The sequence below is a fragment of the Luteococcus sanguinis genome (assembly GCF_039527675.1).
Lineage (GTDB): Bacteria > Actinomycetota > Actinomycetes > Propionibacteriales > Propionibacteriaceae > Luteococcus > Luteococcus sanguinis.
Genome location: NZ_BAAAKI010000008.1, coordinates 33314 through 50803, shown reverse-complemented (window position 1 = coordinate 50803; position 17490 = coordinate 33314). Strand labels below are relative to the sequence as shown.

General features: G+C 68.7%; 14 protein-coding genes and 1 pseudogene. 6 read left to right on the top strand and 9 right to left on the bottom strand.

The window, feature by feature from the left end:
* Positions 1 to 14: 14 nt before the first annotated feature.
* On the bottom strand, positions 15 to 1010 hold the full coding sequence (locus ABD089_RS07010) for a cation diffusion facilitator family transporter (RefSeq protein WP_343885574.1): 996 nt from the start codon (positions 1008 to 1010) through the stop codon (positions 15 to 17).
* 140 nt (positions 1011 to 1150) lie between these two features.
* On the opposite strand from ABD089_RS07010, the gene ABD089_RS07005 reads away from it, so the two are divergent.
* Positions 1151 to 1687 carry a hypothetical protein gene (locus ABD089_RS07005; RefSeq protein ID WP_343885572.1) on the top strand — a complete coding sequence of 179 codons (537 nt, stop codon included), beginning with the start codon at positions 1151 to 1153 and terminating at the stop codon, positions 1685 to 1687.
* Positions 1688 to 1763: 76 nt separating this feature from the next.
* Here the strand turns inward: ABD089_RS07005 and ABD089_RS07000 are convergent, their stop codons facing one another.
* Together ABD089_RS07000 and ABD089_RS06995 are read right to left on the bottom strand one after the other, a co-directional pair.
* Entirely contained in the window at positions 1764 to 2123 is a 360-nt protein-coding gene (locus tag ABD089_RS07000) for a metallopeptidase family protein (RefSeq protein WP_343885571.1), read from the bottom strand.
* Between the two features lie 34 nt (positions 2124 to 2157).
* Positions 2158 to 2967 carry a hypothetical protein gene (locus tag ABD089_RS06995; protein WP_343885570.1) on the bottom strand — a complete coding sequence of 270 codons (810 nt, stop codon included), beginning with the start codon at positions 2965 to 2967 and terminating at the stop codon, positions 2158 to 2160.
* Between the two features lie 54 nt (positions 2968 to 3021).
* Here ABD089_RS06995 and ABD089_RS06990 point away from each other — a divergent pair, with 54 nt between their 5' ends.
* Complete coding sequence (locus tag ABD089_RS06990) at positions 3022 to 3900, top strand: YdcF family protein (RefSeq protein ID WP_343885569.1); 879 nt, start codon at positions 3022 to 3024, stop codon at positions 3898 to 3900.
* An 89-nt stretch (positions 3901 to 3989) separates the two neighbouring features.
* Here ABD089_RS06990 and ABD089_RS06985 read toward each other — a convergent pair whose 3' ends face one another.
* Positions 3990 to 4190 carry a hypothetical protein gene (locus tag ABD089_RS06985; RefSeq protein ID WP_343885568.1) on the bottom strand — a complete coding sequence of 67 codons (201 nt, stop codon included), beginning with the start codon at positions 4188 to 4190 and terminating at the stop codon, positions 3990 to 3992.
* Between the two features lie 404 nt (positions 4191 to 4594).
* Here ABD089_RS06985 and ABD089_RS06980 point away from each other — a divergent pair, with 404 nt between their 5' ends.
* Positions 4595 to 6355: a DEAD/DEAH box helicase gene (locus ABD089_RS06980; protein WP_343885567.1), complete on the top strand. Its 1761-nt coding sequence runs from the start codon at positions 4595 to 4597 to the stop codon at positions 6353 to 6355.
* 144 nt (positions 6356 to 6499) lie between these two features.
* Here the strand turns inward: ABD089_RS06980 and ABD089_RS06975 are convergent, their stop codons facing one another.
* From ABD089_RS06975 to ABD089_RS06955, 5 genes are all read right to left on the bottom strand, one after another.
* On the bottom strand, positions 6500 to 6643 hold the full coding sequence (locus ABD089_RS06975; RefSeq protein WP_343885566.1) for a hypothetical protein: 144 nt from the start codon (positions 6641 to 6643) through the stop codon (positions 6500 to 6502).
* Between the two features lie 142 nt (positions 6644 to 6785).
* Positions 6786 to 10202, bottom strand: coding sequence for a PPi-type phosphoenolpyruvate carboxykinase family protein (locus ABD089_RS06970; RefSeq protein ID WP_343885565.1), 3417 nt, complete (start codon positions 10200 to 10202; stop codon positions 6786 to 6788).
* A gap of 174 nt (positions 10203 to 10376) precedes the next feature.
* Positions 10377 to 11492 carry an alanine dehydrogenase gene (ald, locus tag ABD089_RS06965; RefSeq protein ID WP_343885564.1) on the bottom strand — a complete coding sequence of 372 codons (1116 nt, stop codon included), beginning with the start codon at positions 11490 to 11492 and terminating at the stop codon, positions 10377 to 10379.
* A gap of 66 nt (positions 11493 to 11558) precedes the next feature.
* Positions 11559 to 11990: a pyrimidine dimer DNA glycosylase/endonuclease V gene (locus ABD089_RS06960; RefSeq protein WP_343885562.1), complete on the bottom strand. Its 432-nt coding sequence runs from the start codon at positions 11988 to 11990 to the stop codon at positions 11559 to 11561.
* Between the two features lie 2 nt (positions 11991 to 11992).
* Entirely contained in the window at positions 11993 to 12940 is a 948-nt protein-coding gene (locus tag ABD089_RS06955; RefSeq protein WP_343885560.1) for an SDR family NAD(P)-dependent oxidoreductase, read from the bottom strand.
* 241 nt (positions 12941 to 13181) lie between these two features.
* Between ABD089_RS06955 and glpA the strand changes: the two are divergent.
* From glpA to ABD089_RS06940, 3 genes and pseudogenes are all read left to right on the top strand, one after another.
* Positions 13182 to 14732: pseudogene (glpA, locus tag ABD089_RS06950) on the top strand (anaerobic glycerol-3-phosphate dehydrogenase subunit GlpA); the annotation flags it as partial.
* A 140-nt stretch (positions 14733 to 14872) separates the two neighbouring features.
* Entirely contained in the window at positions 14873 to 16183 is a 1311-nt protein-coding gene (glpB, locus tag ABD089_RS06945) for a glycerol-3-phosphate dehydrogenase subunit GlpB (RefSeq protein ID WP_343885559.1), read from the top strand.
* Positions 16180 to 17424, top strand: coding sequence for an anaerobic glycerol-3-phosphate dehydrogenase subunit C (locus ABD089_RS06940; protein ID WP_343885558.1), 1245 nt, complete (start codon positions 16180 to 16182; stop codon positions 17422 to 17424). Before glpB ends, ABD089_RS06940 begins: the two co-directional genes overlap by 4 nt.
* Positions 17425 to 17490: the final 66 nt, after the last annotated feature.

The following is a 17490-nucleotide window of genomic DNA, read 5'->3' as shown; positions in this document are numbered from 1 at the left end:
GCGACCGGCAACGGTCAACGAGAATTCAGGCTCGAGGCGTCCGGCGTGAGCGCTGCGTCGCTGGGGGCGCTCAGCGTCAGGACGGCACGCTCGACCAGGTCGTTGTCGGTGATCTCGGCCTCCAGCCGCCGCAGCACTTCCGCCACGTGCGACTCCGGGGCGTCCCCGGCCAGGTCGACGGCCGCGACGAGGAAGACCTTGTCGGCGCCCACGTACTCGCAGAAGAGGTAGGTGACCCGGGAGATCTCCGGGTGCTCCAGCAGCTTGGCCAGGGCGCGGGCCCGGAAGGCGGGCGAGACGGACTGGCCGGCCAGGAAGTCGGAGTTGCGTCCGATCAGGAAGAGCGCGATGACGCCCAGCAGGATACCGACGACGATCGACCCGATCGCGTCGTAGATCGCATCGCCGGTGAGCTGGTGGGTGAGGATACCGGCGAAGGCCACCACCAGGCCGACCAGGGCAGCGGCGTCCTCGAAGAAGACCGCGCGCAGCGTCGGGTTGGAGGTGTCGGCGACATAGCGCAGGGTGCTGGCGCCGAGCTTCGTTGCGGCCCTGGACGCCTGTCTGCGGGCCTGGAGGAAGCTCGCACCCTCCAGGACGAAGGCGATCGCCAGCACGATGTAGGCGATGGTGTAGTCGGCCTCGGGTTCGTGGTTCCCGAGCTGGGTGATGCCGTGGTAGATCGACACCACCGAACCGGCCGTGAACAGCCCCAGCGCCGCGAACATCGACCAGATGTAGCCCTCTCGTCCGTGGCCGAAGGGGTGCAGATCGTCGGCGGGCTTGTTCGAGCGACGCTCGGCCACCATCAAGAAGCCCTCGTTGCCCGCGTCCGCCCAGGAGTGGGCCGCTTCGGCGACCATCGACGCCGACCCGGTGAGCAGGGCGGCGACGGTCTTGGCGAGGGCGATCAGCAGGTTCGCGCCCAAGGCGACCAGGACCGTCAGCATGCTCCCGTCGGACGACTTCTCGGTTGCCGGAGCAGTGGTGGCAGGGGTGGGTTGGCTCACGCCCACCGATCGTACGCCGCGCCATTTCGCTGTCGGCGTCCGCGCCGTCGATGGTGGAAGCGAACAAGGATCACTACCGTTGGTTGTGTAGGCCACTGTCGACCGACAGCACGCCAAGCGCGAGAAGCAGGAGAATGAACATGACCGAGTCCTTCGACGCGAACGATCAGGCCAAGGCTGCTGCCCAGTCCGCTGCCGACCAGGCGAAGGCGAAGGCGGATGAGGCCCGCGCGAAGGCGCAGGCCGCTGCCGACCAGGCCAAGGCCCGCGCCGCGGGCACCGCCGACCAGGCCAAGGTGAAGGCCGAGCAGGCCAAGCAGGCCGCCGACCAGGCAAAGGCGAAGGCCAGCGAGGCCACCGACAAGGCCAAGCAGGCCGCCGACCAGGCGAAGGCGAAGGCCACGGAGGCTGCCTCCAAGGCGGGCGAGGCCGTCCACAAGAACCGCGAGAAGATCGACGAGGCCGTGGACAAGCTCACCAAGACCATCGACCAGAAGATCCCGGCCCAGCACCACGGCAAGGTGGAGAAGGTCAAGGAGATCGTGCAGAAGGGCCTCGACGCGATCGAAGGCCAGCGCAGCACCGGCGCCAAGGTCTCCAATGCCGCCGACGACGTGGCCGACAAGGCCAGCGAGTTCGCCGACGAGGCCAAGGACGCTGCCGACGAGCGGTTCTGATCGTCAGTTCTTGCCAGCGCAGATGAGGGGCCCGGGTCTTCCCGGGCCCCTCACCTGCGTCTTGGGGCCCGAGTTCCTACTCGTAGCCCAGTTCGTGCAGGCGGTCATCGTCGATGCCGAAGTAGTGGGCGATTTCGTGGACGACCGTGACGTGCACCTCGTCGACCACCTCGTCCAGCGTCGAGCACATCTCCAGCGTCGGCAGGCGGTAGACGAAGATCCGGTCGGGAAGCACGCCGCTGTACATCGAATCCCGCTCGGTGATCGGGATGCCCTCGTACAGGCCCAGCAGGTCGGGCTCCTCCTCATTGCGGTCCTCCACCACGACGATGCAGTTTTCCACCAGGTCGAACAGCTCGTCCGGGATCGATGACAGGGCCCGGTCGACGAGGGCCTCGAAGTCTTCGGGCGTGACCTCCCCCGTATTCACCTCCACGTGCTCACCTCCACCGTGCTCACCTCCATCGTGCTCAGCCCCGCACAGGTGGCAGCGAGGCGCCGTCCTCGACCACCCAGGTCACGAAGTCACGCAGGTCCTTGCCGCGCTGGTTCAGGTGCCGGTATCCAGTCGGCTCGTCCGGGCGCTCCCGGGCGCGCAGAGCGTCGGCGGCCAATGGGTGCCAGCGATCGTCCAGCTGCTCCAGGATGTAACGACCGGCACCCGACTTGGACGTCGCGTGACCCGTGGTGAGCAGGTGGTGCAGCCGTGCGACGCCGAGCGTGCACCAGGCCACCACGTCATCACGCCGTCCGGCGACCATCCAGCCCACCTTGAGCTCCTTGGCGGTCCGTCCCCAGTAGCTCGCCAGGTTCTCGTGGGTGTACTGCCACAGCTCGTCCGCATCGTCCTGGATCGACAGCACGCCGGGTTCCCGTCCGGTGATGCGGATGCCGCGGGTGGCCAGCTCATGCCAGGCGATCGGGTTCACGTCCAGGTCGGCGGCGGCCACGAAGCGTCCGTTGTGGGAGCAGGGGACGGGCGGGCACTGGGACGGAGGGGCTTGCAGGTCGTCCAGCACGACGTGGTGGCCGTCGAAGTTGTGCTGGGGGAACTCGAACCAGATCTGCGTGTGTGCAGCCTCGAGGGCCCGCAGGTCACTGGGCCCGGGTCGCTGGGCGAGAACGGCGGTGAAGTCGACGTCCGAACCAGGGAAGAACTCCCCCCAGCCCAGGGAGCCGCGCAGGTAGAAGCCGGTCAGCAGGCCCTCGGCGGTGTGGTTGAGCGCGTGGGTGAAGGACGCGCACATCTCGTGCACCACCGTCGGCAGTTCCTCCCCCATGGCCGCAGCCTAGCTTCCGCGAGTTCCGCTGCCGTGACAGGAGAGACTGGACGCGTGACGAACCCCGAACTGGCCCGTGGCCTGGTCACGGCCGCCGCCCTGATCGGCCTGGTGCCGGCCGGCTGGCTGCTGCGAGCGGGGCTCGACTGGTTGTCGCGGCCCCGATACCCCGGGCGGCAGCTGCTCGGCGCTGGTCTCGGCCTGCCGGCCTTGCTGATGGCCGGGGTCGCCGTCGTCTGGCTGCGCCCGAGCTCGTGGCTGGCGGTCGGGTCCCTGTTCTGCTGCCTGCTGGTGGGGTGGACGTCCGCCCTGTTCCTCGGCTGGCAGGCGTGGTCGCTGCGGCACGGGACGGGGGGCGTGGGCCCTGTCGACTACGTCATCGTGTTGGGTGCCGGCCTGTTGGGCGACCGGGTGCCGCCGGTGCTGGCCTCGCGGATCGACACCGCAGTCGAGATCCACCGGTCGCAGTCGACGGCCGACGGGGGGAGACGTCCGCTGCTGGTGATGAGCGGTGGCAAGGGGTCGGATGAGCAGGTCAGCGAGGCGGCGGCCATGGCGCGGTATGCGATGGCGTGCGGGGTGCCCGCGACCGACGTGGTGCTGGAGGACCGCTCAACGACCACCTGGCAGAACCTGGAGTTCAGCTCCAGGTTGGTGTCCGAGCGGCTGGGCGGCCAGGGATCAGGCGGCGCAGAACTGGGCGATGGCGCCCGGGGTGTCGTGGTCAGCAACGACTTCCACACCCTGCGGGCTTCGTGGATGGCCCGGGCCCAAGGTCTTGACCTCGGCTTCGTCGACGCGCCAACGGTGGGCGTGTCCCGGGCCGCGGCGCAACTGCGTGAGTTCGGCGCCGTCGCCTACCAGTGGCCGTTGCGATTCGCGGTGGCGAGCGGCCTGCTGCCGCTGCTGCTCACCGTTCTGGTGTTGGCCTGAAGCCGTCGTGGTGCTGGCCCGAAGGCGCGAAGACCGCGGCGGGCATTGAGGCGCTCCGGGGCCTGGCCCAGGGCGCATCAGCCGACAGGTCAGGCGGGGATGGTCTCGGGGGAGCTCACGGCGTCCTCAACGCGTCGGCTCAAGCCTTCCGGGCGGTCGCAGCCGTCGGCGTCGAAGCCGTCGTTCAAGAGGATCGAGTCGATGGCCTGGCGCGCGGTCGAGGCGTCGGCGACCCACACGACCGCGGCGACGATCCAGAGGATGACAACAGCAGCGGCGACGAGAATCATGGAGTTCTCCAATCAGGACATGTGGACTTCTCAGTCCTTCCGTCCCCCGACTGGAAGGTACCCTCCATCCCCATGGAGGGCCTTGATGGCAGCAACCCGGCTGACCGACAAACCCTACGGTACACGTGTCTGGGACGAATGTCCTATGACCATTGGGGTGTGGGCTTTCGCCAGTAGTGGTACGGGCGGCGAATCCCTCGCGGGCTGCACGCCGTCCCTTGGCCCGGCGTCCCCACGTTGACGAACCCCAAGGTGTCGTGGCTCGAAACCTCGCTGGGAAAGTGGTGTGAGGTACTTGTGATCGAAGGAGATCTTAGTGGCCGAGTGCCCGCGGGTGAGGGCGCGGGGGCCCGTTGGTCGGCATTCATCGAGCTGTCAGCTCGACGTTGTAACGTGGCCCAGCCATGACCAGCTCTGCCTTCGAGAACCTCTCCCCAGCCTTCCCGGGACGTGCGCCGTGGGGCACCGCGTCCCGGTTGCGCGCGTGGCAGGCGGAAGCGCTGGCGGCCTACCTCGCCGATGAGCCGCGCGACTACCTGGCGGTCGCCACCCCTGGCGCCGGCAAGACCACCTTCGCGCTGCGCGTCGCCACCGAACTCCTGCACCGGCGCATCATCCAGCGGGTCATCGTGGTTGCGCCCACCGAGCACCTCAAGGTGCAGTGGGCCGAGGCCGCGCACAAGGTCGGGATCAACCTGGACCCGGGGCTTGGCGGGTCGAGCCGCAAGGGACGCAGCCGGGAGTTCGACGGCGTGGCGGTCACCTACGCGGGTGTCGCAGCCCGCGTCCACCACTACCGGGCCCGGACCGAGGGCAGCAAGACGCTCGTCATCCTGGACGAGGTGCACCACGCCGGCGACGCGCTGAGCTGGGGTGATGCGATCAAGGAGGCCTTCGAGCCGGCCACCCGTCGGCTCGCCCTGACCGGAACCCCCTTCCGCAGCGACGAGAACCCGATCCCCTTCGTCACCTACGACGAGGTGATGCCGGGGGTCAAGCAGTCGCGCGCCGACTACACCTACGGCTACGCCGACGCCCTGCGTGACCACGTCGTCCGGCCGGTGCTGTTCATGGCCTACGGCGGGCCGATGCGCTGGCGCACCAAGGCCGGGGACGAGCTGGGCGCCAACCTCGGTGAGGCGCTCACCAAGGACCTCACCGCGCACGCCTGGCGCACCGCCCTCGACCCGAAGGGCGAGTGGATCCAGGCGGTGCTACGGGCAGCCGACACGCGCCTGTCGGAGGTGCGACGTCACGTCCCCGACGCCGGGGGGCTGGTCATCGCGACCAACCAGACGATGGCGAGGGCCTATGCCCGCATCCTCGAGGGCCTGACCGGGACGAAGCCGACGACGGTGCTCTCGGACGACCCCGGGTCGAGTGCGAAGATCGACGACTTCAGTGGGTCCGATGCGCGGTGGATGGTTGCGGTGCGGATGGTGTCCGAAGGCGTCGACGTCCCGCGGCTGGCCGTCGGGGTGTACGCGACCGCGACGTCCACGCCGTTGTTCTTCGCCCAGGCCGTCGGACGCTTCGTCCGCACCCGCCGTCGAGGGGAACTGGCAACGGTCTTCCTGCCAACGGTGCCGGTGATCCTCAGCCATGCCTCGCTGCTGGAGCGCCAGCGCGACCACATCCTCGGACGCAAGAAGACCGAGGAGGACGGGCTGTGGGCCGAGGAGGAGGGCCTGCTCGAGCGCGCGAACCAGGGTGAGAAGGCATCGGACGACCTGCTGGGCCAGTGGGAGGCGCTGGAGTCGCAGGCGCAGTTCGACCACGTCATGTTCGACTCGCACCAGTTCGGGCTGACCGCAGAGCCCGCCTCCCAGGAGGAGCAGGACTACCTTGGCTTGCCCGGCCTGCTGGAACCCGACCAGGTCGGTGACCTCTTGCGGGAACGTCAGCGTCGCCACCTGCAGCGGCGCCAGCGGACCGAGAAGAAGGAGAAGGTGCCGCCGGAGGTGAGCCTGCACCGGGCGCTGGAGGCCAAGCGCAAGGAGCTCAACTCGCTCGTCAGCCAGTACGCCCGGCACAAGGGAATCCCACACTCTCACGTCCATGCGGAGCTGCGGCGCCAGGCTGGGGGGCCGCCGCTGGCCAAGGCGTCGACCGACCAGGTCGACCAACGGATCCAGTTGATCCGCAAGTGGCACACGGGACGCTGAGCTGGCGACGTCGAGCGGTGGGAGCACCTGCTGCGCCTGGGTCACCTCGTCGTCCGGGCCACCCGTGCGGACCTGCGACACCCGTGGGACTTCGTGGAGCGAGTTGCCGAGGCCCTTCGATGGACCCGCAGCCCCAACGTTGGGTCAGGGCTGCTGCTGGATGATCGGGGCCATCGGCGTCGACGAAGCCGTCAACGCGGGGACGGCGATCAGCGACGCGAACACCACGAGTGCGGCCGTGACCACGCGGGTGCGGAGGCGCTTGCTCCCCCGAGGCGCTGGTGTCATGCGAACAAACTAGGCCCGGCGGTCAAGGTCCTGCAACGGGCAACATCTTCAAACAATTTCGGACGGGGGCATGGCGCGGCTGTGGCTACGAGACCCGCAACCACAACACCGTTGGGGGCCGCCACTACCGCCCCCAACGGGCTCAGCCGAAGTTGACCTGACGGCCCAGCGTCCCCTCGAGGGAGCGCAGCCAGGCCGGCGACTGGACCACCGCGAGGCGGTGCTGCAGCGCGTCCAGACGCGCGTCCAGGGCCAGGCGTCCGACCGGGGCGAGGTTCCCGCCCTTGCTGACGAAAGGCGCGAGGTCGGCGACGCCCTTGCGCAGGTGGGCCACCTCGGCGCCCTGCTTCGCGGTCAACCGCTGCGCGTACCAGCCCGAGCCCAGGATCGTGCGCCGGTCGAACAGCGCGCGGAACTCCGGGGTCTCCAGCGTCCAGCCCTCGGCCGAGGCGCCCTTGGCCATGATCTCCAGCAGCGCCCGCAGCGGCGGAATGGCCAGCTCGACCGTCTGGTCATCGAAGTAGGCCTGCGCCACGCGCTGGTGGGTGGTGACGATGACGTCGATGCTCTCCGCGAAGGTGTCCAGGCCCTGCAGCTCTGGGCGCAGCATCTCGTCGGTGAACACCACGTCGGGGTGCAGGAAGATGCGTCCGAAGTACGTCGTCGCGAAGGCCGCATTCATCCGGTAGCCCAGCCGGCTGGCGCGCACCGTGCGTCCTCGGTGCTCGAAGTCGGCCAGGCGTTCCAGGTAGCCGCCCTCGACCAGCGTGGCGGCGCGACGCTCGTCCGGCCACATCCGGCTGAAGAGCTCGGGCACCAGCAGCGAGATGTCGTGGTCGACCCGCACCTTCGGCCCGATCACGCCGGCCGAGCTGAGCCAGCCGTCGGTCTCGGTGAGGGCATAGCTGAGCAGCGCCGCGTTCAGGTCGATGATCGCGGGCAGCGCGTTGAACGGACCCTTGGTCATGGCGCCCTCGGAGCCGGCACCGGTCGTCGACGGGGACTTGCCGGTCATGGAGCTGATGAACTCCATGAACAGCTCCGGCAGTTCCATGTAGTGCAAGGGGTTGTAGGCGCACAGCGGCGGCACCCCGGCCTCGGCGGCGTTGTTGCGACGCCCGGCAGCGACCACGTCGACGGGCATCCGCAGCGGCTCGTCGACGGGAACCTTCCGGAGCAGGTGCGAGGCGAGGTCTGCCGCCGCGGTGGCTTCGGGGTTCATCAGGTCGGGACGCTTCTGCAGGTAGCGCGGGTTCTTGGACCGCTTGCCGTCCGCGACGATCCGGGGTTCGGACGAGACGACGAGGTAGGACCCCTCGAGAGGTTCCTCGACAGGCTCGGGGATGGTGGTGGGGGTCGTGGCAGCAAAGTCCCGGAGCAACGTGGCCATCGGCTCCGTGAACCGGCTCATGGCCGGGGCATCGGCCACCAGCTCGCGCGCCGTCTCCCGGGTGATCGGCTCGAAGTTGGAGATGAACGAGTCCGAACCCGCCAAATCCTTCTCGGTCTGCTTGTCGTAGCCGCGGTGGATCGCATCGTCCGGACGCTGGAAGAGCAGCGCCTCGCAGTTCTCGACGTACTTCTTCGAGACCGGGTCGGACGTGTACTCGGCGGGCGGGGCCACGACCGAGGCGGTGATGTCGTCCTCGGTCTGCACCTTCGCGGCGGGCGAGAAGTCCGGACGCAGGCTGAACAGGCGCCACGACCCGTCATCGTCGAAGCCGACGCGCAGCATGTTGACCACGATCTTCTCGCCGTCCAGGCGCAGCGCATTGCCCTGGCGGCCGTTCATGATGCCCACGGAGAAGTGGGATCGCCAGTCGGTGCCCCACTCGGGCCGGTAGTAACGCTTCACGGTGAACAGCAGCTCGCTGACGTGCGCTGGGATGGCGCCGAGCCACTCGTTGTAGGCGTCGGTGTAGTCGTCCCGCCTTGTCAGCAGCTTGATCACCGAACCCAGCGAACGATCCGCGGACAGGATCGGACGGTGATCGGTGCGCGCCGGGTCGCGGAAGCGGTCGGAGTAGTCGCGGGCCAGCAGTTCGGAGACCTGGTCCATGTCATGGTCGAAGTCGGCCACATAGGCATTGCCGAAGACGAAGGCGTCCAACAGGCTCTTGGAGATCTCCGACTTGCCGCCGCCGGAGACTGTCGCGGGCTTGTGGCACTGCGTCGAGCTGGGCGACGTGCCGATCAGGTGCCACTGGGTCGGGTCGGCGTCGCGGGGCTTGGTGTGGACGCGGTAGCCATTGGGCGCCAGGTAGGTGAGACCGGCACGCAGCGGGATCTGGTGGGTGCCGTCCGGGGCCTCCCAGCTGACCGTCTGCGTGCGCATCGAGTAGGACGACTTGCCCGGGACGATGACCAGGTGCGGCTGCTCCAGGTCGAGCGCGTGGCCCTCGGGCTGGGGGTTGAAGCGCTGCGGATCGCGGGCGACGACGTCGGCGACGGTGTAGTCGTCGGGGGTGTAGGTGTCGGTCCACTCGGCGCCGAGGTTGTAGGCGGGGAAGGCCAGCGCGCCGCCGGAATGCTCCTCCTCGGCCAGGCCGAAGAGGTTCGCGGAGTAGGAGATCTGGGTCTTCACCTCCTTCTTGCAGTAGCCGTAGTAGTTGTCGGCGATGAGGGTGACGATGACGCCGCGCTCGTCGCGTGCACAGACCTTGAAGGCCTGCCCGCCGTTGTAGCGCTCGTCCTCGGAGCTCCAGCACATGCCGTCGCGCTTCTGCCGGTCCGTGGCCTGGTCGAAGTGCGGGAGGCCGAGTTCCTTCTTGGTCATCGCGGTCAGGTGCGGTGCCAAGATCACGGCGCCGGTGGTTCCGGTCCAGCCCTCCGGGTCGAGCGAAGCGTCGTTCTCGGGCAGGTGCGGGTCGCCGCCGTTGCCGAAGATGCCCTCGACGAAGTCGAGGTTCGAGACCAGACCGCCGGGGACGATGAACCGGACCTCCATGGTCCGCTCGTCGGTGAACCCGGGCACGGCGGGGACGACCAGTGGGCGCAGCAGCAACGAGACGAAGCAGGCAGCCTGCTCGGTCTGGTTGGCGGTGAAGGGGACGACCATCGCCTCACGCGGCGGGTTCATCGCGCCTTCCATCAGCCGGGCGAAGACCCCGCGCGGGACCGCCAGTTTGTCGTCCGGGATCGGCAGCCCTCCCTCGACCACGTGGAAGACGCCGGCGGTGGTGCGACGGTCGTTCGCGGGGTTGTGCAGCACGCCGTTTGCGACGCGGTAGGAGCTCAGCAGCTCGGAGTGGAACTCGTCCCCGTCGTGTGGCAGAGAAAGCGCGCGGGCCATCCCGGGGGTGTCGAGGACGAGCGTCTGGCGAGGCAGTTGCGGCTGCACGTCCAGGCCGGAGAGGTAGTCGTCCACGAAGTCCTGGATGCGCTGGTCGGCGGCGCACAAGCGCTCACCGAGGCGGCGGGAGAGCTCGCGCTGGCGCGAAATGATCGGCTCGAGCAATCGCTGACCCTGTTCAACGGACGCGTCTGCGGCGAGCGGCTGGCCGATCAGGGCCAGGCGCAGGTTGATGGCGGCGGTGAGGTCTTGCTGCGTGGAAGCCATGGGTCCATTCAAACCCGGGCGCCTGGCGCCTGGACGGGCGGGGTCGCTTTCGGTCGATGGATGGACATTCCAGGTCGGGTGGCGGGCCGTGCTGCTGGGAATCGGACGCCAGCAGGCCTGTTCGGCGATTGGACCGTGCAAATGGCCCGATCCGTCCGGTTTTCAGCCGCTGGTTCAGCCCAGGACGTCCTCCAGCTGGCTCAACGGCAGGTCGAAGGCCTCGGCGACACCGGGGGTCGCGAGCTTCCCGTCGGCGGTGTTCACGCCCTTGGCGAGCGCCACATTCTCGCGGCAGGCCCGCTGCCAGCCCTTGTCAGCGAGCTGGACGGCGTAGGGCAGCGTCGAGTTGGTCAGCGCCCAGGTGGACGTGTTGGGCACCGCGCCCGGCATGTTCGCGACGCAGTAGAAGATCGAGTGGTGGACGCCGAAGGTCGGGTCGTCGTGGGTGGTCGGACGGGAGTCCTCGAAGCAGCCGCCCTGGTCGATCGCCACGTCCACCAGCACCGAACCGGGCTTCATCTGGGCCACCATCTCGTTGGTGACCAGTTTGGGGGCCCGCGCTCCCGGCACCAGCACCGTGCCGATCACCAGGTCGGCTTCGCAGACGTGCTGGCGCACCGCCAGCGACGAGCTGGTCAGCGCATGCACCTTGTTGCCGTAACGCCAGTAGGCGTGGCGGAGCTTCTCCAGGTCGACGTCCAGCATCGTCACGTCCGCGCCCATGCCCATCGAGATCTGGGCCGCATTCTGGCCCGCGACGCCAGCACCGAGGATGACGACCTTGGCCTGTTGCACGCCGCCTACGCCGCCCAGCAGGACTCCGCGTCCGCCGGCCGCCTTCATCAGCTGCGCCGCCCCGACCTGCGGCGCGAGACAGCCAGCCACCTCGCTCATCGGGTACAGCAGCGGCAGCGCACCATTGGCCGACTGCACCGTCTCGTAGGCGATCGCCGTGGTGCCGGCTGCCAGCAGGGCGTCGGTCTGCGGCCGGTCGGCGGCCAGGTGCAGGTAGGTGAACAACACCAGGTCGTCGCGCAGAAACCCGTACTCGGCCTCCACCGGTTCCTTGACCTTCATCACCATCTCGCCGGCCTGCCAGGTCTGCTCGGCGTCGGGAAGGATCGTCGCGCCCTGGGCGGCGTACTCCTCGTCCGTGATGGACGAACCGGCCCCGGCTCCGGCCTGGACGAAGACCTCGTGACCGTGCTGGACGAGTTCGTGCACCCCGACAGGCGTGATGGCGACGCGATATTCACGGTTCTTGACCTCGGTGGGCACGGAAATCTTCATTGAATTCGGCCTCTCTCGACATTTTCTGGTGTGTGACACGAGGCTAGGACTGCGACGCGGCGGCGGTCAATGGGCCCTTTCCCAGGCCTCGACCCCGCCGGGAACGCTGGTGAACAAGGGATGTGGACGTGCGTCGCGTTCGGGCAGCTTCGCGCGCCAGTCAGGCTGGCGGACGATGACCTTGGCGCGGAGGTGCTCCAGCTCGAATTCCAGCTGCCCGGTGGTCACCTCCAAGGCCGGGGCGAGGATCGGCTCCGAGAACACCCGGGAGCGGTCGAAGCGATAGCCCCGGGCGTCCGCCTCGTCGGCCAGTGCCAGCAACCAGGCAGCCACCGCCTGCGGTGGCTGGGGGTGCGCACGGAAACGGTCCAGCTGGGGATGGTTTCGGTAGCCCTTGGTCCGCTCCAGCAACACCGCCTGCGCCAACAGGCCCTCACGCCAGCCGGCCACCAGCGCGGCCCGGTCGAGCAGTTGCGGGTGCAGGCTCCACAGCCGCACCCTCAGACCTCGTTGTTCTTGCGGGCGGCACGGTCGCCCAGAGCCGTCAGCCGGTCGACCAGCGGGGACGACAGGCGCTCCTTGGCGACCGTCCCCGGGACCACCTCGGGATCGTCGCCGGTGGGCAACAGGCGACTGGCCAACCCCATCGCCCGCACGGTCAACGACGGGGCGAGACCGTGCACCCGCGAGCCGATCTGGGCCAGCGGAGAGATGTGCACCACCGGACGTCCGCGCACCACCCCATCCACCATCTTCCTGGTGGCGCGCTCGGCGTCCATCGAGAGCAGTGGCAGCGAGGCCGAGGGCCCGAACCAGGCGTACTGCTTGGCGGGATCGCCGTAGAAGGTGGCCTGGGTGTGGGAACCGGTTCGCATCAGGCCGGGCACCAGCGTGGTGGCGGTGACGCCCGTCCCCGCGAGTTCGGCCGACAGGCCCTCGACCAGGCCAACGGCACCGAACTTGGCGACGTTGTAGGGCAGCAGTCGCGGCGGGGAGACCTTGCCGCCGATGGAGGTGACGACGCCGAATCGGCCCGAGCCCCGCTCGACCATCTTCGGCAGCACGGCCAGGGCCAGATTGATCGGACCCCACAACATCACGTCGATGGCCTGCTCGAAGTGTTGGTGGGTGGTCGCCTGCCAGGGCCCCACCTGGATGATCCCAGCGACGTGGACGGCGGCGTCGATCGCGCCGAACTCTTTCCACATCCGTTCGACGAAGGCGCTCACCGCGTCCTGGTCGGCGACGTCGCAGGGCTGGGCCAGCACGCGCGTCCCGGGGACCTCGGCCGCCAGTTGCGCCGCGGCCTCGTCAAGGCTGGCCTGGTTGCGGGAGCACAGGGCCAGGTCATAGCCGCGCCGGGCGAACTCGGTCGCCAGCAGCAGCCCCAGACCGCGGGAAGCTCCGGCGACCAGGGCAACGGGTCGAGTGGTGGTGTCGTCGGACAACAGGACTCCTTTGGCGTGAGCGGTCCCTCCAGAGTGACGATTCTCTCCCGCCATCGCAAGGGCACCCTCCGGGTGACGATCGCAAGCGCGGCCATCGGACGCTGAACGTACGTGCAACACCACTGCGCAGGGGTGCACGAGCGCCTGAATCCCCTACTGGGTGGTGCAGTGGCGTGGGCTGGTGCCTAGGCTCACAGTGACTTCGGTGGGCACTGGGGCCCATCACAGAGGGGAGACCAGCATGAGCAGGTTGCAGGCCGACGTGGTCGTGGTCGGCGGCGGCGCGACCGGCGCTGGCGTCGTGCGCGACGTCGCGATGCGCGGCTACAAGGCGATCCTGGTGGACCGCGCCGACCTGGGCCAGGGGACGACGGGCCGCTATCACGGCCTGTTGCACTCCGGCGGACGCTATGTGGTTTCCGACCCCCACTCGGCCACCGAGTGCGCGCAGGAGAACGCGATCATCACGCGCATCCACGCCGACGCCGTCGAGGCCACCGGGGGCCTGTTCGTCGTCACCCCCGAGGACACCGAGGAGCACGCCGACAAGTTCCAGGCCGCCGCCGACGCGACCAAGGTTCCTTGCGAGGAGATCTCGATCGCGGACGCGTTGCGCCGCGAGCCCCGCCTGAACCGCGGCATCAAGCGAGCCTTCGCCGTCCAGGACGGCACCGTCGACGGCTGGCAGATGGTCTGGGGCGCGGCACACTCCGCGATTGACCACGGCGCCACCGTGCTGCCCTATCACGCGGTCGAGAAGATCACCCGCGACGGTGATCAGGTCACCGGCGTCATCTGCCGCGACCTGAAGAAGGACCAACAGGTGACCATCGACTGCCGCTTCGTCATCAACGCTGGCGGTCCATGGGCCGGCCAGATCGCCGCCATGGCCGACTGCCCCGGCGTCGAGGTCGTGCCCGGCCGCGGCATCATGATCGCGATGAACCACCGGCTGGTGAACACCGTCGTCAACCGGTGCATCTACCCGGCCGACGGCGACATCCTCGTCCCCGTGCACACCGTCTGCATCATCGGCACCACGGACGTGAAGGTGGATGACCCCGACAAGCTCGCCATCCCGCGCGACGAGGTGCAGCAGATGCTGGACGCCGGCGAGGCACTGATCCCGGGCTTCCGCCAGGCGCGCGCGGTGCACGCCTGGTCGGGTGCCCGTCCGCTGGTGAAGGACTCCCGCGTCGCGCTCACCGACACTCGCCACATGAGCCGCGGCATGAGCATCCTCGACCACGAGGAGCGCGACGGCGTGAAGGGACTGCTGACCATCTCGGGCGGCAAGCTCACCACCTACCGCCTGATGGCCAAGAACATCACTGACATCATGTGCGAGCAGCTCGGCGATGACCGTCCGTGCACCACCGACACCGAGGCGGTGCCGAAGTCGGAGAGCGGCAAGAACTACGTGGTCACCCACCGGTTGGAGGAGCGCGAGCACGACCGGCTCGAGGACCAGATCATCTGCGAGTGCGAGCTGCTCAGCAAGAAGATGCTCACCGGTTTGATGGACGACCACCCGGAGGCCACCTTCGACGACCTGCGGCGCCAGCTGCGTCTGGGCATGGGCCCTTGTCAGGGAGGTTTCTGCTCCACCCGTGCGGCCGGCATCGCCGTCGAGCACGGCTTCGCCGACACCGCCGAGGCCACCGAGCAGCTGCGGCTCTTCCTCAAGAACCGCTGGATGGGCCTGTGGCCGATCCTCTACGGCGACCAGGTGCGCCAGACCGCGCTCGACAACTGGATCTTCAAGGGAACGCTCGACATCGAGCACCTGCCGGAGGGCGCGGCCGTGATTCCGGGTGAGGACAAGGAGCAGTTTGCCGTTCCGGACACGCAACCAGACGCAACACCACCCGCCGACCAGACCGGTGATGCGCAGACGATCGAGGCCAAGACCCTCCAGGAAGGAGCCACGCGATGAGCGACGTGGTCGTCATCGGGGCCGGGCTCGCGGGACTCTCCGCGGCGCTGCGCCTGCGCCAGGCCGGACTCACGGTGACCCTGCTCACCAAGGGCCTCGGGGGCATCCAACTGGGCCAGGGGACGGTCGACGTCCTCGGCTACACCCCCACCCGGGTCAACGAACCGCTGCAGGCGCTCGACTCCTTCGTCGCCGACAACCCCGAGCACCCCTACGCGGTGCTCGGCGTCGAGGGCGTCCGGACTGGCGTCCACTGGCTCGCGGACGTGCTGGGTGCCGAGCAGCTGACCGGATCGGTGGATCGCAATGTGCTGTTGCCCACCGCCGTCGGTGCGCTGCGTCCGACCGCGTTGGTGCCGCCGTCGATGGCCGCCGGCGCCGCCGAGGCGGGCAAGAAGTACTGCTTCGTCGGCATCCGCCAGCTCAAGGACTTCTACCCGCAGCTGGTCGCCGACAACCTGAACCGCACCGAGCTGCCCGACGGCGGCCGGGTGACCGCCCGCCACGCGATGATCGACTTCGAGGCACGCGCCGAGGCTGACTCGAACGCGCTGACCATCGCCCGAGCCCTGGACGACCCGGCGCAGCGGGAACGCTTCGCCAAGGCCGTCCGGGCGGTGGTGTCCGAGGCCGAGACCGTAGGACTTCCCGCGGTGCTGGGCACCACGCCCGAGCTGTGGAAGGACCTGGCGGAGCGGATCGGCGCGCCGGTCTTCGAGGTCCCGCTGCCCCCACCGTCCGTGCCGGGCATCCGGCAGAACACCGCACTGGTGCACGCCGTCAAGGACGCACGCGTCCGCTTCGTCAACGGCACCAGGGCCTTCACCGCCCGTTACGAGGGCGACCGCCTGGCGGGGGTGACGATCGAAGGCACCGGGCACCACCAGGAGTACACCGCCGACGAGTTCATCCTTGCCACGGGCGGTTTCGAGTCCGGCGGGCTGCTGCTCGACTCGCACAACACGCTGTCCGAGACGGTGCTGGGCCTGCCCGTGCACGGCGGTTCGGTCGCCGACATGGTGCATGGCGACTACTGGGGCCACGACCAGCCGCTGTTCAAGGCCGGGCTGCGTGTGGACGACCAGATGCGCGTCCTCGGTACCGACGGGCAGGTGGCCCACCCCAACGTGCGGGCTGCCGGCGGCGTGCTCGCCGGTGCACAACGCTGGACTGAGAAGTCGGGCGAAGGCATCGCCGTGGCCAGCGCGATCCGCGCGGCCGACTCGATCATCGCCGCGCGCGCAGCCGCCGGCACCGCAGCCCCACGGCGTGGAGCAGACACCGAAACTGATGGAGGCAACCGATGAGCGACGCACTGGACTTCGCCGGCCACGAACTGAGCCGCGCGACCCTCGACCACTGTGTGAAGTGCACGATCTGCGAGACGGTGTGCCCGGTCTCCCGCGTCACGCCGTTGTTCAGCGGGCCCAAGTACGTCGGTCCGCAGGCGGAGCGCTTCCGCGAGGGCGAGAGCGTCGACCATTCGCTCGATTACTGCAGCTCGTGCGGCATCTGCACCCTGGAGTGCCCCCAGGGCGTCCAGATCGCGGAGCTGAACTCGCAGGCCCGCGCGGTCATGAAGAAGGACCACATGCCCGTCCGCGATCGCCTGATCACCCAGACGACGCTCGAGGGCGCGATCATGTCGCCACTGGCGCCGATCGCCAACACGGCACTGGGCATCAAGCCGGTGCGCACGATCATCGAGAAGGTCATCGGCGTGCACCGCGATGCCCCGATGCCCGAGGCACACCGCGAGACGCTGCGAGCCTGGCTGAAGAAGCGTCCCGCGCCCAAGAAGGAGTCGACCCGCGGGCCGATCATCTTCTTCCACGGTTGCGCCGGTGGCTACTTCGAGGTCGAGACCAGCAAGAAGTCGATCGAGCTGCTGGAACACCTGGGCTATGAGGTGCTGGTCCCGAAGCAGGGGTGCTGTGGGCTCGCCGAGCAGAGCAATGGCCTGTTCGACCAGGCCACAAAGTCGGTCCTGAAGCTGTGCAAGCAGTTGCAGGCGGCGGGCGACGACCTGACGATCGTGTCCGCGTCCGGGTCGTGCGTCGGGATGCTGAAGCACGAGGCGCACGAGATCATGGGCGTCGACGCGGCGGAGTTGACCGACGTCGGCGTGCGGTCTCGTGACATCAGCGAGTTCTTGCTGGAGCTGGCCGACAAGGGTGAGCTGCCGATGGACTTCCGCCAGATGAACATCACGATCCCGTACCACCAGCCCTGCCAGGTCAAGAGCCAGGGCATGGGGGCGCCGGCGATCCACCTGATGGAGCTCGTGCCCGGCGTCACCGTGCTCGACTCCGACCAGCCCTGCTGCGGCATCGCGGGCACCTACGGGCTCAAGAAGGAGAAGTACGAGATCGCGCAGAAGGTCGGGGCTCCGGTCTTCGAGCACATGCGCGAGCACTCCGAGGGTGTTGGCGCCTGCGACACCGAGACCTGCCGTTGGCAGATCCGCAAGGGGTCCGGCGTGAAGACGGTGCACCCGGTCGAGGTCATGCACTACGCCTACGGGCTTTCGGACGACCTGCTGGTCTGACGACTCGTGGCCGGCGGATCGGTTCGTCGGTTGATCACGGTCCCCGAGCCTTTCGAGGGACGACGA

Coding starts and splice junctions, on each gene's coding strand:
- glpB (WP_343885559.1), top strand. CDS start 14,873: ATGAGCGACGTGGTCGTCATCGGGGCCGGGCTCGCGGGACTCTCCGCG.
- ABD089_RS06995 (WP_343885570.1), bottom strand. CDS start 2,967: ATGGGGGAGGAACTGCCGACGGTGGTGCACGAGATGTGCGCGTCCTTC.
- ald (WP_343885564.1), bottom strand. CDS start 11,492: ATGAAGATTTCCGTGCCCACCGAGGTCAAGAACCGTGAATATCGCGTC.
- ABD089_RS06975 (WP_343885566.1), bottom strand. CDS start 6,643: ATGACACCAGCGCCTCGGGGGAGCAAGCGCCTCCGCACCCGCGTGGTC.
- ABD089_RS06985 (WP_343885568.1), bottom strand. CDS start 4,190: ATGATTCTCGTCGCCGCTGCTGTTGTCATCCTCTGGATCGTCGCCGCG.
- ABD089_RS06970 (WP_343885565.1), bottom strand. CDS start 10,202: ATGGCTTCCACGCAGCAAGACCTCACCGCCGCCATCAACCTGCGCCTG.
- ABD089_RS07005 (WP_343885572.1), top strand. CDS start 1,151: ATGACCGAGTCCTTCGACGCGAACGATCAGGCCAAGGCTGCTGCCCAG.
- ABD089_RS06940 (WP_343885558.1), top strand. CDS start 16,180: ATGAGCGACGCACTGGACTTCGCCGGCCACGAACTGAGCCGCGCGACC.
- ABD089_RS06980 (WP_343885567.1), top strand. CDS start 4,595: ATGACCAGCTCTGCCTTCGAGAACCTCTCCCCAGCCTTCCCGGGACGT.